Here is a 16,853-nt window from a genome sequence, read left to right on the forward strand (position 1 = left end):
TTTCTGGGGAAAATAATGTCCGGAACCCAACTTTTACCCGCTGAGCAGATTCGCCTGCCGCTGTTGCCGCTGCGTGACGTGGTGGTGTTTCCGCACATGGTGATTCCGCTGTTCGTGGGGCGCCCCAAATCCATCAAGGCGCTGGAAGCCGCGATGGAGGCGGGCAAGAGCATCATGCTCGTGGCGCAGAAGACCGCCGCCAAGGATGAGCCGACCGACAAGGACCTCTACGAGGTCGGTTGTATCGCCAACATCCTGCAGATGCTGAAGCTGCCGGACGGCACCGTAAAGGTGCTGGTCGAGGGCACGCAACGCGCCAACATCCTGTCCGTGACCGACGACGAGTCGCACTTCTTCTGCGAAGCAGTGCCTGTTGGTCCGGAACCGACTGAATCGGCCGAGACCGAGGCGCTGCGCCGCGCCATCGTTTCGCAGTTCGACCAGTATGTGAAGCTGAACAAGAAGATTCCGCCGGAGATCCTGACTTCGCTGTCGGGCATCGACGAGCCGGGTCGCTTGGCTGACACCATCGCGGCGCATCTGCCGATCAAGCTCGAGCAGAAGCAGAAGATTCTCGAGATGTTCAATGTGACCGAACGTCTGGAGAGCCTGCTGTCGCAGCTGGAAGGCGAGATCGACATCTTGCAGGTGGAAAAGCGCATCCGTGGCCGCGTCAAGCGCCAGATGGAGAAGTCGCAGCGCGAGTACTACCTGAACGAGCAGGTCAAGGCTATCCAGAAGGAACTGGGCGAAGGCGAAGAGGGCGCTGATCTTGAAGAGCTGGACAAGAAGATCAAGGCCGCCCGCATGCCGAAGGAGGCCAAGAAGAAGGCCGACTCCGAGTTCAAGAAGCTCAAGCTGATGTCGCCGATGTCGGCCGAGGCAACGGTCGTGCGCAATTACATCGACACGTTGGTCGGGCTGCCGTGGCGCAAGAAGAGCAAGGTCAACAACGACCTGTCCAACGCCGAGCAGGTGCTGGACACCGACCACTACGGCCTGGAGAAGGTCAAGGAACGCATCCTTGAGTACCTTGCCGTGCAACAGCGTGTCGACAAGCTGAAGGCGCCGATCCTGTGCCTTGTGGGGCCGCCGGGTGTGGGTAAGACTTCGCTCGGGCAGTCGGTGGCGCGTGCAACGAACCGCAAGTTCGTGCGCATGGCGCTGGGCGGCGTGCGTGACGAGGCCGAGATTCGCGGTCACCGTCGTACCTACATCGGGTCGATGCCGGGCAAGATCCTGCAGAGCCTGACGAAGGTTGGCGTGCGCAACCCGCTGTTCCTGCTCGACGAAATCGACAAGATGGGCGCGGATTTCCGCGGCGACCCGTCGTCGGCGCTGCTCGAAGTGCTGGACCCGGAACAGAACCACACGTTCCAGGACCACTACATCGAAGTGGACTTCGACCTGTCGGACGTGATGTTCGTGGCGACGTCGAACTCGCTGAACATTCCGGCGCCGCTGCTCGATCGGATGGAAGTGATTCGCCTGTCGGGCTATACGGAAGACGAAAAGGTCAACATTGCCCGCCGCTATTTGCTGCCCAAGCAGATCAAGAACAATGGTCTGAAGGAAGGCGAGATCGAGGTGACCGAAGCCGCGCTGCGCGACATCATCCGCTACTACACGCGTGAAGCAGGTGTGCGTTCGCTGGAGCGCGAGGTCTCGAAGATCTGCCGCAAGGTCGTCAAGCAACTGCTGCTGAAGAAGGAAGCCGGTACGTCCGTGAAGGTCGATTCGGACAACCTCGACAAATTCCTCGGCGTGCGTCGCTTCGACTTTGGTCTGGCCGGCAAGGAAGACCAGGTGGGTCAGGTGACGGGGCTGGCGTGGACGGAAGTGGGCGGCGATCTGCTGACCATCGAAGCTGCGCTGATGCCCGGCAAGGGCAACATTACCCGCACCGGTTCGCTGGGTGACGTGATGAAGGAATCGGTCGAGGCCGCGCGTTCGGTGGTGCGCTCGCGTTCCGCTCGCCTCGGTATCAAGGATGAGATGTTCGAGAAGCGCGACATCCACATCCACGTGCCCGAAGGCGCGACGCCCAAGGACGGCCCGTCGGCAGGTATTGCGATGACGACGGCGCTGGTGTCGGTACTGACCGGTATTCCGGTGCGCGCCGATGTGGCGATGACCGGCGAAATCACGCTGCGCGGCGAAGTGCTGCCGATTGGCGGCCTGAAGGAAAAGCTGCTGGCCGCGCACCGTGGTGGCATCAAGCTGGCGCTGATTCCGGAAGAGAACGTCAAGGACTTGGCGGACATTCCGGACAACGTGAAGAACAGCATCGAGATCCAGCCGGTACGCTGGATCGACAAGGTGCTGGAGCTCGCGTTGGTGCGCAAGCCCGAGCCGCTGCCGGAAGAAGAAGCCAAGCCGGCACCTTCGAAGAGTGACGATGGCAAGTCGCAGGAGATGGTCCATCACTGATGCCATGACCTGCTAAGGTTGAAGAAGGGCCCGATTCGTTCGGGCCCTTTTTCTTTGGCGCTTAGACCACGAGATGTAGACGGTTCTTCGCCTTGACACGTCGATAGGCGACCACTTTAATGAATCCACGCTCAAGCGGGTGTTCGGGGAGGTGGCACGATGAACAAGACAGATCTCATCGACCATGTGGCGGCAGAGACTGACATGTCTAAAGCCGCGGCCGGGCGCGCCATCGACGCGCTGATCGGCGGCATCAAAGATGCGTTGTGCGACGGCGGGTCGGTCACGCTGGTTGGTTTCGGCACGTTTCTGGTCGGCAAGCGTTCTTCGCGCAACGGGCGTAATCCGCGCACGGGTGCAGCCATCACGATCGAAGGTGGAAAGGTCGCGAAATTCAAACCTGGCAAAGCGCTGAAAGATGCGCTAAACTAGCGGGCTTTGGTGCTCACGATTCGGGTGACAACGAACCGTAGGCGCCGGACAGTCCGGCTCACGCCGGCAGTACGAACGGGTGCTTAGCTCAGTTGGTAGAGCAGCGCCCTTACAAGGCGCGGGTCGGGAGTTCGAGCCTCTCAGCACCCACCATCGTTCGTATTGCCGCTCATGCGTCGGGTGGTCCGACCCAATCTGGAGCGGTAGTTCAGTCGGTTAGAATACCGGCCTGTCACGCCGGGGGTCGCGGGTTCGAGTCCCGTCCGCTCCGCCAGTTTTTGCATAAAGGCCCGATTCGTTCGGGCCTTTGTCTTTTCTACGGCAGATGCGTTGCAGGTTGTGCCTGAACGCCGCACCGCGATTGTCCGGAATGTCGGCGGCACCTGCTAGAATCGCCGGATTTTCCATCTTCCATTCACCTCCGGTCCAGCATGCTTGATTTCGTACGTACGCATCGGCGCTTGATGTTTCTGGTGCTGCTGATTCTGGTGTTCCCGTCGTTCGTGTTTTTTGGCGTGCAAAGCTATTCGAGCTTCATGGACAGCTCGCACGATGCCGCCAAGGTCGACGGCAAGGTCATCACTACCACCGAAGTCGACAATCGCGTGCGTGAGCAGACCGAGCGTCTGCGCCAGATGCTCGGCGCCCAATATGATCCGCGCCAGTTCGAAGGCCCGCAGATGCGCCGCGATGTGCTGGACGGCATCATCCAGCAGCGCGTGCTGGCCAACGAGGTTACGCGCGCGAACCTGAATGTCTCGAACGACAAGATTCGCGACACCATTCTGCAGATCCCCGCAGTGGCCGCGCTGCGCAAGCCCGATGGCTCGTTCGATCAGGAGGCGTACGTGCGCCTGCTGGCCGCCCAGAACATGACGCCCGAGCAGTTGGAGGGCAATCTGCGTTATGAACTCGCGCAACAGCAGATTCCGCAATCGATCGTGTCGTCAGCGTTCGTGCCGAAGTCGCTGGTGGACCATTTGATCCAGGTGCGCGACCAGCAACGTGAGGTGCAGGCGCTGCTGTTCAAGCCGACCGACTACGCAGCCAAGGTCACCGTTGATGACAAGGCGATCCAGGCCTACTACGACGCGCACCAGCAGGAGTTCTCGGTGCCGGAGCAGGTCAAGGCTGAATACGTCGTGTTCTCGGGCGAAGACATGATGAAGCAGATTCCACCGGTCACGCCTGAGCAGATCAAGGAGTACTACGACCAGAACGCCGCGCGCTTCAAGACACAGGAAGAACGCCGCGCCGCGCACATCCTGATCAAGCTGCCGGACAACGCAAAGCCGGCCGACAAGGAAGCCGCCAAGAAGAAGGCCGAGGAGGTGCTGGCCGAAGTGCGCAAGAATCCCGCGAGCTTTGCGGAGCTGGCCAAGAAGTACTCGGGCGACCCAGGCTCGGCTGCGCAAGGCGGTGAACTGGGCTTCCTGGGCAAGGGCGCGACCGTGCCGCCGTTCGAGAACGCGCTGTTCGCCCTCAAGCAGCCGGGCGACATCAGCGACGTGGTCGAAAGTGATTTCGGTTTCCACATCATCAAGCTGGAAGAAGTGAAGGGCGGCGGCGTGCAGCCCCTGGAGGCCGTCAAGCCGGAACTCGAGCGCGAAGTGCGCACGCAGCTTGCCAACAAGAAGTATTCCGAACTGGCGGATGCGTTTTCCAACACCGTGGAGGATCAGTCCGACAGCCTGAAGCCGGTGGCAGACAAGCTCAAGTTGCAGATCCAGACCGCCGACAGCGTGACTCGCACGCCGAGCCCGGCACAGTCCGGCAGCCCGATCGGCAACGACAAGGTGCTCAAGGCGCTGTTTGCCGATGACGTGATCAAGAATCACCGCAACACGGCAGCGATCCAAGTCGGCCCGACCACGCTGGTGGCGGCGCGTGCGGCGGAGTACCGTCCGGCAACGGTCAAGAAGCTGGCGGATGTGCGTGAACAGGTGAAGGCCAAAGTGATCGCCGAACAGTCGGCTGCGCTGGCCAAGAAGGCGGGTGAAGAAAAGCTGGCCGCTGTGAAGCAGAGCAACAGCGCCGACGGCTTCAGCGCTGCGCAGACGGTCTCGCGCCAGCAGGCGCAAGGCACATCGCCGGCCGCGCTGACGGCCATCCTGCGTGCAGATGCGTCCAAGTTGCCGGCCACCATCGGTGTCGATCTGGGTGCCCAGGGCTATGCGCTGTATCGCATCAACAAGGTGCTGCCACCGGCCAACACGGACCAAGCGCGCCGTGCCGCCGATGCCCAGCAACTGTCGCAAGCCGCTGGCCAGGCCGAGTTCAACGCTTATTACGAAGCGCTGAAGGCGCGCTCGAAGGTGAAGATCAACAGCAGTGCGGTCGACACCGGCAAGCCCGCAAACACGGCAGACGACGCGTCCTGATAGATCGCAAGCCGATGAAAAAGCCCCCTTTGGAAGGGGGCTTTTTTTATGTCGGCATCAGCGCTTGAGCAGGGGCTCCAACTTGGGCCAGACGTTGTCGAGGATCGTCGGCTGGGCTTGCGCAATCGGGTGGATGCGGTCTTCCTGGAACCAGTCCGGATGCTGCACCACGCCGTCGAGCAGGAACGGCACCAGAGGCAACTTGTATTGCTGCGCTAGCTTGCCGAACATGGCGAAGAAGCGCTCGCCGTAATCGGGCCCATAGTTGGGGGGGATGCGCATGCCGACCAGCAGCACCTTGGCGCCCGTAGCCTGCGAAGCTTCGATCATCGCTTTGAGATTGGCCTCGCTGGAAGCGAGAGACAGGCCGCGCAACGCATCGTTGGCGCCCAGTTCCAGGACGACGATCGCCGGCTTCTCGCGCGTCAGCACCGCGGGCAGGCGGGAGCGGCCGCCTGCCGTCGTGTCGCCGCTGATGCTTGCATTGGCAACGCTATAATCGACCTTCCGCTCCTTGAGGCGCTTGTCGAGCAGTGCGACCCAGCCGGTGCCCTGGGCAAGGCCGTATCCCGCCGAAAGGCTGTCGCCCAGTACCACCACGCGGCGCGATGCCGGTGCGTCCTGTGCTGCAGACGTCTGTGCGATCGGCGCCATGCCGAGCACCACGCAGCCGATTGCTGCCACCAGCGTGCGCCGGAGAACCACCACGCCGCGCCCCTTACCACCTACCTGTCCAATCATGTCGTCTTCCGCTACTTGGGTGATTGAAGTCGATTCGCTGCACAAGACCGTGCGCGATGCCACCGGTGAATTGCCTATTCTCAGCGATGTTGCCTTCCGGGTGGAAGCGGGCGAGACGCTGGCCATCGTCGGCGCGTCGGGGTCAGGTAAATCGACGCTGCTCGGTTTGCTGGCCGGCCTCGACTTACCGACATCCGGCTCGGTCAAGCTGCTGGGCAACGATCTGTTCAAGCTGGACGAGGATGGCCGCGCGGCGGTGCGCGGTAGCCACGTGGGCTTTGTTTTCCAATCGTTTCAGTTGTTGCCCCACCTGACGGCGCTCGAGAACGTGATGCTTCCGCTGGAGCTGCAGGGCGATGTCAATGCCGCGGAGATGCGCCGCCGTGCCTCGGCGTTGCTTGAGCGCGTCGGCCTTGGAGCCCGGTTGTCGCACTATCCGAAGACGCTTTCAGGCGGAGAGCAGCAGCGCGTTGCTCTTGCGCGCGCGTTCGTGACCGAGCCCGACATCCTCTTCGCCGACGAGCCGACCGGCAGTCTCGATACCGCCACGGGCGAAGCCGTCATCGCATTGATGTTCGAACTCAACCGCAGTGCCGGTTCCACGCTGGTGCTGGTGACGCACGACCGCTCGGTCGCGGCGCGCTGCAACCGCATTCTCACCATTGAGGCAGGTCACCTGGTCGGTGACGAGATCGTCAGCGAGCTCTGAGCGTGATTGCCAGGGTGATCCGTCAGAGCGCAGCCTTCGCGCGGCGGATCAGCGCCGCCGTCGATGCATCATGCGCCACAGAGGCGGGTGCGCCTTCAAGCTCCGCCTGAATTGGCTTGGCGAGCTTCTTGCCAAGTTCCACGCCCCACTGATCGAACGAGTTGATGTTCCACACCGCGCCTTGCACGAAGGTGCGATGTTCGGCACAGGCGATGAGCGCGCCGAATGACGCGGCATCGAGCCGCTCCATCAGGATCGTGGTGCTTGGGCGGTTGCCCTCGAACACCATGTGCGGCACCAGCGCTTCGTCCGTCACGCCGCCGGCGCGTACCTCGTCAGCAGTGCGGCCGCGCAGCAGCGCTTCGCCCTGGGCGAAACAGTTGGCGAGCAGTTTGGCGTGATGGCCGGGCAGGCTGCGCACCGGTTCGAGCGTGGTGATGAAGTCCACCGGCACTATTTGCGAGCCCTGGTGGATCAGCTGGAAATACGCGTGCTGGCCGTTGGTGCCGGCCGTGCCCCAGACGATGGGGCCGGTGTCGGTATCGATGGCGGCGCCGTTGCGCTGGACGGACTTGCCGTTGCTCTCCATCTCCAGTTGCTGCATGAAGTCGGTCAGCAGCTCCAGCGGTGCGCAGTAGGGCACGGTGCAGGCGCTCGCCACATCGAAGAAGCCGCGATACCACACCGACAGCATCCCGAGAATGAGCGGCAGGTTCTCGCGCGGCGCGGCGGTCGCGAAGTGGCGGTCCATTGCGCGCGCACCATCAAGCATCGCGTCGAACTGCTGCGGCCCAATCGCTAGCACGATCGACAGGCCCACCGCCGACCACAGCGAAAAGCGCCCACCGACCCAATCCCAGAACGTGAACATGTTGTCCGGATCGATGCCGAACTGGACGACGGCTTCACGGTTGGTGGAGACCGCGACGAAGTGGTGCTTGAGCTGATCTTCCGCCACGCCGTGCTCGACAAACCAGCGGCGCATGCTGTGCGCGTTGGCCATCGTTTCCAGCGTGGTGAACGTCTTGGAGCAGACGATGGCGAGCGTGGTGTCGGGGTTCAGATGGTCGAGCGTCTCGGCCAGGTCCGTGCCGTCGACGTTGGAGACGAAATGCACACGCACCTGCGGCACTGCCAGGTGGTCCAGAGCGCGGCACACCATGCGCGGCCCGAGGTCCGAACCGCCGATGCCGATGTTGACGATGTCGGTGATGCGCTGGCCGGAGTGGCCCGTCCACGCGCCGCTGTGCACACGGTCGGCGAAGTCGCGCATCTGGGCGCGCACGCGCAGCACTTCGGGCATGACGGGTTCGCCGTCGGCGCGGTAATCGTCTTCGGCGCGGCCGCGCAGGGCCACGTGAAGGACGGAGCGGTGTTCGGTGTTGTTGATGCGATCGCCGCGCAGCATGGCGTCACGCAGCGCGAGCACGCCAGCCTCGTCCGCCAGTTGCAGCAACAAGGCGAGCGTGTCCGGGGTGATGCGGTTTTTCGAGTAGTCGACCGTCAGGCCCGCGGCTTCCAGCGTGAAGGCGTGCACCCGTTCCTCGGCGTCCGGCGCGGCAAACCAGTCGCGCATGTGGGCGGCGCGAATCGTTTGAGCGTGTTGCGTCAGGGACTGCCAGGCGGGAAGGGCTGTGGGCATACGGCGTGATGTGGCGTGAAGACGGCTTACGAAAACGAATGCGCAGTATAACGGCGCAACATGACGCGTTTCTATCGGCGAACGTCCGACGCCAGCAAAGCGTTGAGCGCACGTCGTGCCGGCGCGCACAGTTCACCCGCGTGCAGGCCGATGGGGCCGACGCCTGCGTGGACGAGATCATCTGCCGCACGACCATGCAGCCACACGGCTGCGAGTGCGGCCTCGCGCGCACCCATGCCTTGCGCAAGCAGGGCCCCGATCATGCCAGTCAGCACATCACCCGTGCCGCCGGTCGCAAGCCCACCATTGCCGGTCGGGTTGACGGCCGGGGCCATGCCGGGGCCCCCGATGATGGTGCCCGAGCCTTTGAGCACTACGACGGCGCCGGTCCGGTTGACGAGCGCCTTTGCCGCCGCCAGCCGGTCTTGTTGCACGCTTCGCGCATCGGTGTGCAGCAGGCGTGCGGCTTCCAGCGGATGCGGCGTCAGCACCAGCGGCACACCGCTTCCCGCCAATTGCGTGAGGCGTGCGAGCAGCGCGGGCGTTCGGGCAAAGAGATTAAGCGCGTCAGCATCGAACACGGCAGGCGTGTGCGCCGACAGCATGCGATCCAGCAGATGCGCGAGCGCGGCTTCCGAGTCCTTCCCAATGCCCATGCCTGGCCCCACGGCCAGCGCCTGCATGTCACCCAGATCGAGCGCGCCCCAGGTGTGCAGCATCAACTCCGGTTGCGCCGGATCGACGCGCGGGGCATCCGGCGCCAGCGATACCGCATGCACCTTTCCCGCTCCGAGGTAGAGCGCCCCACGCGCCGACAGCAGCGGCGCGCCCACCATGCCCGCCGCTCCGCCAACGATCGCCACGCTGCCATACGTGCCCTTATGGCCGTGATGCCGCCGGCGCGGCACGTGCGCGAGCCAGCGAGCGGGCGTGTTGACGAGTGCATCCGCCTCAATCACGCCGTCATATGCGGGCTGCGCGGCTTGCAGGTCGGCCAGGGCGATATCGCCGGTGGCATCGCGGCCATCGCCCGTCAGCAGCCCCGGTTTGACGGCAAGAAAGGTGATCGTCGCGCGGGCCTGGATGACGGGCGACTCCGGTGCGGGCGGCTGGCCCGTATCACCGTTCATCCCCGAAGGAATGTCGAGTGCGTACACCGGCAGCCCACTGGCGTTGATGGTTTCGACAAGTGCCGCATGCAGGCCCGCCAGCGGCCGCGCCAGCCCGATGCCAAACAGTCCATCGACGATGGCCGTGGTGGCAGACGGCACGGAGGCCGTCGTGTGCAAGCGCTCGATCGGGACATTCGCGGCACTGGCCTCGGTCCAGGCGCGGCGTGCATCGTCGGGCAATTTGGCCGGATCCGCTGCCAGCCATACGGTGACCGCGCGACCGGCCAGATGCAGCACCGTCGCGGCGACGAGGGCATCGCCGCCGTTGTTACCGGGGCCGGCAACCAGCAGCACATGGCCGTGCGGTGCACGCGTCTGCAGCCAGTCCGCGGCAGCCTCACCGGCGCGAGCCATCAACGTAAAAGGTTCGAGAGAACGGTAGGCCGCTGTTTCCAGCGCGCGAATGCCCGCCGTGCCGAAGAGCAGGTCGGCGCCATGGTGTGCGGCGAGGGCGCCGTCGATGAGGATTTCGCGCCAGGTGGGGTGTGAGGACATGGCAACTACGCTTGCATCTGTGCGGACATGACGATCTATTCTCTTACAATAGCCCGCGTTTCTGGTCCTTTCCCAGCCCCGTTGCAATGTCCAAGTCGCCGAACACTCCGAAAGCTGATCTGCCGCAACCCGCAGCCAATGAGGACGCCGGAAAGGGCGAGCCGATCGTGTCTTCGTCGCATCTGGTGTCGGCGCGCAGCCCGGAGCTGTCGGAGTTCGAATTCGCGCTCAACACGGCGTACAACGCCTACAACCGCTGGTGCGTGCGCTGCATGGCCGCCGCCGGCGTGCGTGACCTGACCTTCCTCGATGTGCTGGTGGTGCATCACGTCAACCACCGCGGCCGTGCCAAGCGGCTGGCCGATATCTGCTTCGTGCTGAATGTGGAGGACACCCACCTCGTGACGTATTCCCTCAAGAAGCTGCAGGGGATGGAACTGGTGGAAGGCACGCGCAACGGCAAGGAAGTCACCTACACCACCACGCCGACCGGCGAGAAGGCCTGCGCGCGCTACCGCGAGATCCGCGAGCAGTGCCTGACCAGCAACATCTCGCCCGGCGGCGAGGAAAATGCCGAGATCGGCGAGCTGGCGCGCCTGCTGCGTGTGCTGACAGGGCTGTACGAACAGGCCGCGCGCTCGGCAACCTCGCTGTAAAACGCCTGTTTCAGCCTCGGCAAGCGCTTTTCCGGCCGATTTGACCCTCGGTAACAGGGGCAGGGCAAGGTACAATAGCGGTTTTCCCGCGCACGCCGGGAAACCCTCCTTTCAGCTACTGCCTGCCTTGCCCACCATGGCGCATTTCTCGTGCTTTCCCGGCGCTCTCGCGCTGTCCGCCTTCCGCCAGCAACGCCTGCTTTCCACCCTCAAGTGCATCGATCCGGACATCGACGCCGTCAGCGCGCAATACCTGCACTTTGTTGCAGCCGACACGCCCCTGTCGGCCGATGAGTCTGCCCGTGTGCAGGCCCTGCTGACCTACGGCTCGCCCGCACCGGCTGAGGTCGACGGCGATCGCTTTGTGGTCATCCCGCGCTTCGGCACGATCTCGCCGTGGGCCAGCAAGGCGACGGAAATCGCCCGCCACTGCGCGCTGCCGCAAATCCACCGCATCGAGCGCGGCGTGGAGTTCACCGTCACCCGCAAGAAGGGCCTCCTGGGGGCGCTCACCGGCGCTGCCAAGCACCTGGACGACGCCACCCGCGCCGCCGTGGCCGAGCATCTGCACGATCGCATGACCGAAGTCGTGATCGATTCGCGCGAAGCCGGCTACGGCCTGTTCGACGTGCTGCCCGCCAAGGCGCTGCGCTTTGTCGATATCGCCGGTGGTCGCCAGGCCCTGGAAGCCGCCAACGTCGAAATGGGCTTGGCCCTGTCCGACGACGAAATCGACTACCTGGTCGATGCCTACCGCAAGCTCGAACGCAACCCGACCGACGTCGAACTGATGATGTTCGCGCAGGCCAACAGTGAGCACTGCCGCCACAAGATCTTCAACGCCGACTGGACGATCGACGGCGAGACGCAGGACAAGTCGCTCTTCGCGATGATCCGCAACACGCACCAACTCGCGCCGCAGGGCACGATCGTCGCGTACTCGGACAACGCCGCCGTGATGGAAGGCGGCATGGCCGAACGCTGGTTCCCGCATGCGGGCACCGAAGGCGCAACGGGCGTGCCGCAATACGGCCGCCGCGAGGCGCTCACGCACACGCTGATGAAGGTGGAAACGCACAACCACCCGACGGCCATCTCGCCGTTCCCGGGCGCGTCGACTGGCGCAGGCGGTGAGATCCGCGATGAAGGCGCAACCGGCCGTGGCGCCAAGCCCAAGGCGGGCCTGACCGGCTTTACCGTGTCGAACCTGCTGCTGCCGGACGCTGAACAATCGTGGGAAAACGCCCGCGATACGGCCCAGCCCGTGGCGCATCGCAATCCCGACGAAGCTGCGGCTGGTTCGATCGGTAAGCCCGAGCGCATCGCCTCGCCGCTGCAGATCATGATCGAAGGCCCGATCGGCGGCGCCGCGTTCAACAACGAATTCGGCCGGCCCAACCTGGGCGGCTACTTCCGCGTCTACGAGCAGAACGTGGGCGGCACCGTGCGCGGCTATCACAAGCCGATCATGATTGCCGGCGGCATCGGCAACATCGACGCCGGCCACACGCACAAGCACGGCCTGCCGGCCGGCACGCTGCTGATTCAACTGGGCGGCCCCGGCATGCGCATCGGCATGGGTGGCGGCGCTGCCAGCTCGATGGCCACCGGCACCAACACCGCTGATCTGGACTTCGACTCGGTCCAGCGCGGCAACCCCGAAATGCAGCGCCGCGCGCAGGAAGTCATCAACGCGTGCTGGGCGCTGGGCGCGGACAACCCGATCCTGTCGATCCACGACGTGGGCGCAGGCGGCATCTCCAACGCCTTCCCGGAAATCGTGGACGGCGCGGAGAAGGGCGCACGCTTCGACCTGCGCCAGGTGCACCTGGAAGAGTCGGGCCTGAGCCCCGCAGAAATTTGGTGCAACGAATCGCAAGAGCGCTACACGCTGGCCATCGCCCCGGGCGATTTCCCGCGCTTCCAAGCCATGTGCGAGCGCGAGCGCGCGCCGTTCTCGGTGGTCGGTTTCGCCACGGATGAACAGCAATTGCAGGTGGTGGATAGCGACGCCGCAGCGGATGCGCCTGAGCACTTCCCGGTCAACATGCCGATGGACGTGCTGCTCGGCAAGCCGCCGCGCATGCACCGTGACGTGCGCCGCGTGTCGCAAGAACTGCCGGAAATCGACGTCACCGGCCTGGACCTGGAAGTCGTCGCGCGCGACGTGCTGCGTCACCCGACCGTCGCCAGCAAGTCGTTCCTCATCACCATCGGCGACCGCACCGTCGGCGGCCTGAACACGCGCGACCAGATGGTCGGTCCGTGGCAAGTGCCGGTGGCTGACGTGGCTGTCACCACGCTCGACTACAGGGGCTACACCGGTGAAGCGATGACGATGGGCGAGCGCACGCCGCTGGCCGTCATCAACGCGCCTGCATCGGGCCGCATGGCGATTGGCGAGTCCATCACCAACATCGCTGCCGCGCCGATCGACTCGCTCACGCAACTCAAGCTGTCGGCCAACTGGATGGCCGCCTGCGGCGTGAACGGCGAAGATGCCCGCCTGTACGACACCGTCAAGGCCGTCGGCATGGAGCTGTGCCCGGCGCTGGGCATCAGCATTCCGGTGGGCAAAGATTCGCTGTCGATGCGCACCAAGTGGGAGGACGAGGGCGCCGCGAAGGAAGTCGTGGCGCCGGTGTCGCTCATCGTTTCGGCCTTCGCGCCGGTGACGGACGTGCGCAAGACGCTCACGCCGCAACTCAAGCAAGTCGAATCGGCCAACGCACCGGCCGATACCACGCTGATTCTCATCGACCTGGGCCGCGGCAAGAACCGCATGGGCGGCAGCATCCTGGCGCAGGTTACGCAGCAGATCGGCAACAGCGTGCCGGACGTGGACGATGCGGAAGACCTCAAGCGCTTCTTCGCCGCCATCCAGCAACTGAACGCCAGCGGTTCGCTGTTGGCCTACCACGACCGCTCCGACGGCGGCCTGTGGGCGACCGTCTGCGAAATGGCGTTTGCCGGCCACTGCGGCGTGTCGATCAACGTCGACATGCTCACGCTGGACGATGCAGCCGATCATGGCGACGCCAAGAACTGGGCGCAGCAAGTCTCCGGCCGCCGTGCAGATCTGACGCTGCGCGCACTGTTTGCCGAAGAACTCGGTGCCGTCATTCAAGTGCCGCTGGCCCAGCGCGATGCCGTCTTCGCGGTACTGCGCGAGCACGGCCTGGCCGGTTGCAGCCACGTGATCGGCGCGCCGAACGCCAACGACCACATCGAAATCTGGCGCGACGCCAAGAAGGTCTTCAGCGCCGCGCGCGTTGAACTGCAGCGCACCTGGACGGACGTCTCGTGGCGCATCGCCAGCCTGCGCGACAACCCCGCGTGCACGCAGAGCGAATACGACCTCCTGCTTGACGCCGAAGACCCGGGTATCTCGCCCAAGCTCACGTTCGACATTGCGGAAGACGTGGCTGCGCCGTTCATCGCCACGGGCGCCCGCCCGCGCATGGCGATCCTGCGCGAGCAGGGTGTGAACTCGCAGATCGAAATGGCCTATGCGATGGATAAGGCCGGCTTCGACACCTACGACGTCCACATGAGCGACCTGCTGGCCGGCCGTACGAACCTGGCCGGCTTCAAGGGCTTCGTCGCCTGCGGCGGCTTCAGCTATGGTGACGTGCTGGGCGCAGGTGAGGGCTGGGCGAAGACGATCCTCTTCAACAGCATGCTGGCCGAGCAGTTCGCCGCGTTCTTCAACCGTAGCGACTCGATCGCGCTGGGCGTGTGCAACGGCTGCCAGATGATGGCGAACCTCGCCCCGATCATCCCGGGCGCCGGCGCATGGCCGAAGTTCACGCGCAACCAGTCGGAGCAGTACGAGGGCCGTCTGGTGACCGTGCAGGTGGAAGCGTCCCCGTCGATCTTCTACGCGGGCATGGAAGGCAGCCGCATCCCCATCGTCGTTGCGCACGGCGAGGGCTATGCCGACTTCTCGCAGCAGGGCGACATCGACAAGGTGGCCGTTGGCCTGCGCTACGTCGACAACCGCGGCGAAGTCACCCAGGCGTATCCGCTGAACCCGAACGGCTCGCCGCAAGGCATTGCCTCGGTGACGACGCACGATGGTCGCTTCACCGTGCTGATGCCGCACCCGGAACGTGTGTTCCGGGCCGTGCAGATGAGCTGGCATCCGAAGGACTGGGAAGCTGCCGGCGACGGCAGCAGCCCGTGGATGCGCATGTTCCGCAACGCACGCAAGTGGATGGCTTGATCTCCACACCCCATGAGCGCCGTCGCTGAGCCGGTCGGCGCCTCCTCAATGCGGCTGGTACGGGCATGGCATGCCCTGCTGGCCGCAGTCATTTGCGCGGCGCTCGTCGCGCAGATCGCCTTGATCGTGGCTGGCGGCACCGACGCGAATTCGGGCCACGTCGATGGTCATGTCTCGCTGGCCGCCCGGCTCGTCCGGCTGTTCAGCTACTTCACCATTCAAAGCAATCTTCTCGTTGCGGCAGCCGCTGCCACCTTTGCGATTGACCCGGCGCGCGACGGTACCTGGTGGCGCGTGCTCAGGCTCGATGCCTTGCTCGGCATTGCGACGACGGGACTGGTGTTCGCAATCGTGCTCGCGCCGATCCTGCACTTGCAGGGGCTGGCCGCGGTGGTGTCGGATGCTTTCCACGTGGCCTCGCCGTGCATGGCGCTGCTTGGCTGGTTGCTGTTTGGCCCCAGGCCTCGCATCGGGTGGCAAACGGTGGCACTGTCGCTCTTATGGCCGGCGACGTGGCTCGCGTACACCTTCATCCACGGTGCATTGACTGGGTGGTATCCGTATCCGTTTCTGAATGCCGCCGCGATCGGGTATTCCGCTGCACTGCGGAATACCGCAGTCGTTCTCGCTGGGGCCGGTGTCTTTGTTTTGGTGCTCAGGGCGTTGGACCGCTGGTTGCCAGCGCCATTGCTGTCGATGCGCCGTTGGCGTGAGCCAGCTGTGAAGCCAATGCAGCAGCATGATTCGGAGGCGTCGCTTCGTTGACACCGCGCGGCGGCGGTTGGCGGTGCCGATGCCGCGCACGCCTGGAGCGTGTGTTCCGGACCCTGTGGGAAAGTTGGTGCCAGAAAGAATATGAAGCGCGCCGAGGCAACTCGGCGCGTTTTTTTCTGGCCGATGGTGCTTCGCTTCATGCCTCGTTGACTTGGCTCAATCGCGTGATTGGCCGAACGCCTAGATTCGGCTCAGGGGCTTGTCGTCGTCGCAAGACCGACAGAGCCAGCGGGATACCTCCATGGAGACCAAGAAAATGAAGACGATTCGCACACTTGCCTCTGCGCTTCTCGTGGCCAGTCTACCGATTGCCGCGGCAGGCACCCACGCGCAGACGCTGGAAAAGATCGCGGCGGCAGACAAGATCACGGTCGGGTACCGCGAAGCGGCGGTGCCGTTCAGCTATCTGCTGGGGCCGCATAAAGCCGTTGGCTTCTCCGTCGATCTGACGCAAGCCATTGTCGACGACGTGCGCAGTCAATTGAAAAAGCCATTTCTCAACGTCGACTACCTCCCCGTTACGGGGCAAAACCGGATTCCGCTCCTGGTGAACGGCACTTACGACCTGGAGTGCGGATCCACCACCAATACCAGCGCACGCGGCAAGGAAGTGGCGTTCTCGATCAACTTCTTCTATGCCGGCACGCGCCTTCTTACTAAACGAGACTCGGGCATCAAGGACTACCCGGACCTGGCGAACAAGACCGTCGCCAGCACAGCGGGCAGCACAAACGAAAAGGTGCTGAAGAAGTTTGCCGTTGACCACAACATCGATATGCAGATTGTCTTCGGCAAAGACTATGCGGATGCGCTGCAGCTTGTGGAAACCGGGCGGGCATCGGCCTTGGCCCTGGACGACGTGCTGCTGTACGGGCTGCGCGCCAACTCAGGCAACCCGGCCGCGCTTGAAGTCGTTGGAGAGACCTTGCAGGTGGAGCCGTACGCCTGCATGGTCCGCAAGGGCGACGCCGCCTTCAAGAAGCTGGTGGATGGAACCATCACGCGCCTCATGAAGAGCGGAGAGTTCGCGCGGCTCTACAAGACGTGGTTTGAATCACCCATTCCGCCGGCTGGGGCGAACCTCGCCATGCCGATGAGTGACGCGCTGCGCGCGAATCTGAAGGCGCGCAGCGACAAGCCGGCGCAGTAGTGCCGTTACCCGCAATTCGGTAACAGGGGGGCTCGTGTTGGACGGA

Annotated in this window: 11 protein-coding genes and 2 tRNA genes; 10 read left to right on the forward strand and 3 right to left on the reverse strand. The window is 64.2% G+C overall.

Features of this window, described 5'->3' with window-relative positions:
• Window positions 1-15: 15 nt before the first annotated feature.
• From lon to NG900_RS10915, 5 genes are all read left to right on the forward strand, one after another.
• A complete protein-coding gene (lon, locus tag NG900_RS10895) occupies window positions 16-2,430 on the forward strand; it encodes an endopeptidase La (protein WP_252680038.1) in 2,415 nt (804 codons plus the stop codon).
• A gap of 123 nt (window positions 2,431-2,553) precedes the next feature.
• Complete coding sequence (locus tag NG900_RS10900) at window positions 2,554-2,862, forward strand: HU family DNA-binding protein (RefSeq protein WP_476655366.1); 309 nt, start codon at window positions 2,554-2,556, stop codon at window positions 2,860-2,862.
• Window positions 2,863-2,939: 77 nt separating this feature from the next.
• Window positions 2,940-3,015, forward strand: a tRNA-Val gene (locus NG900_RS10905).
• A gap of 44 nt (window positions 3,016-3,059) precedes the next feature.
• Window positions 3,060-3,136 (forward strand) — tRNA-Asp (locus tag NG900_RS10910).
• A gap of 157 nt (window positions 3,137-3,293) precedes the next feature.
• A complete protein-coding gene (locus NG900_RS10915; RefSeq protein WP_252680042.1) occupies window positions 3,294-5,243 on the forward strand; it encodes a SurA N-terminal domain-containing protein in 1,950 nt (649 codons plus the stop codon).
• A gap of 57 nt (window positions 5,244-5,300) precedes the next feature.
• Here the strand turns inward: NG900_RS10915 and NG900_RS10920 are convergent, their stop codons facing one another.
• Window positions 5,301-5,897, reverse strand: coding sequence for an arylesterase (locus NG900_RS10920; RefSeq protein WP_252680889.1), 597 nt, complete (start codon window positions 5,895-5,897; stop codon window positions 5,301-5,303).
• An 85-nt stretch (window positions 5,898-5,982) separates the two neighbouring features.
• Between NG900_RS10920 and NG900_RS10925 the strand changes: the two genes are divergently transcribed.
• On the forward strand, window positions 5,983-6,693 hold the full coding sequence (locus NG900_RS10925; protein ID WP_252680044.1) for an ABC transporter ATP-binding protein: 711 nt from the start codon (window positions 5,983-5,985) through the stop codon (window positions 6,691-6,693).
• A 22-nt stretch (window positions 6,694-6,715) separates the two neighbouring features.
• On the opposite strand, the gene pgi is transcribed toward NG900_RS10925, so the two are convergent.
• Together pgi and NG900_RS10935 are read right to left on the reverse strand one after the other, a co-directional pair.
• Window positions 6,716-8,335 (reverse strand): glucose-6-phosphate isomerase, encoded by a 1,620-nt coding sequence (pgi, locus tag NG900_RS10930; RefSeq protein ID WP_252680046.1) that lies wholly within the window; start codon window positions 8,333-8,335, stop codon window positions 6,716-6,718.
• Window positions 8,336-8,406: 71 nt separating this feature from the next.
• Window positions 8,407-10,002 (reverse strand): NAD(P)H-hydrate dehydratase, encoded by a 1,596-nt coding sequence (locus NG900_RS10935; RefSeq protein WP_252680048.1) that lies wholly within the window; start codon window positions 10,000-10,002, stop codon window positions 8,407-8,409.
• Window positions 10,003-10,088: 86 nt separating this feature from the next.
• Here NG900_RS10935 and NG900_RS10940 point away from each other — a divergent pair, with 86 nt between their 5' ends.
• From NG900_RS10940 to NG900_RS10955, 4 genes are all read left to right on the forward strand, one after another.
• The gene (locus NG900_RS10940; RefSeq protein ID WP_252680051.1) at window positions 10,089-10,658 is read left to right on the forward strand and encodes a winged helix DNA-binding protein; all 570 of its coding nucleotides are present in this window, start codon (window positions 10,089-10,091) and stop codon (window positions 10,656-10,658) included.
• A 136-nt stretch (window positions 10,659-10,794) separates the two neighbouring features.
• Window positions 10,795-14,883, forward strand: a complete 4,089-nt coding sequence (gene purL / locus NG900_RS10945) for a phosphoribosylformylglycinamidine synthase (RefSeq protein WP_252680053.1) — start codon at window positions 10,795-10,797, stop codon at window positions 14,881-14,883.
• Window positions 14,884-14,895: 12 nt separating this feature from the next.
• Window positions 14,896-15,648, forward strand: coding sequence for a Pr6Pr family membrane protein (locus tag NG900_RS10950; protein ID WP_252680055.1), 753 nt, complete (start codon window positions 14,896-14,898; stop codon window positions 15,646-15,648).
• Window positions 15,649-15,913: 265 nt separating this feature from the next.
• Entirely contained in the window at window positions 15,914-16,807 is an 894-nt protein-coding gene (locus NG900_RS10955; protein WP_252680891.1) for a transporter substrate-binding domain-containing protein, read from the forward strand.
• Window positions 16,808-16,853: the final 46 nt, after the last annotated feature.

Source organism: Ralstonia soli (genome assembly GCF_023955655.1).
GTDB lineage: Bacteria > Pseudomonadota > Gammaproteobacteria > Burkholderiales > Burkholderiaceae > Ralstonia > Ralstonia soli.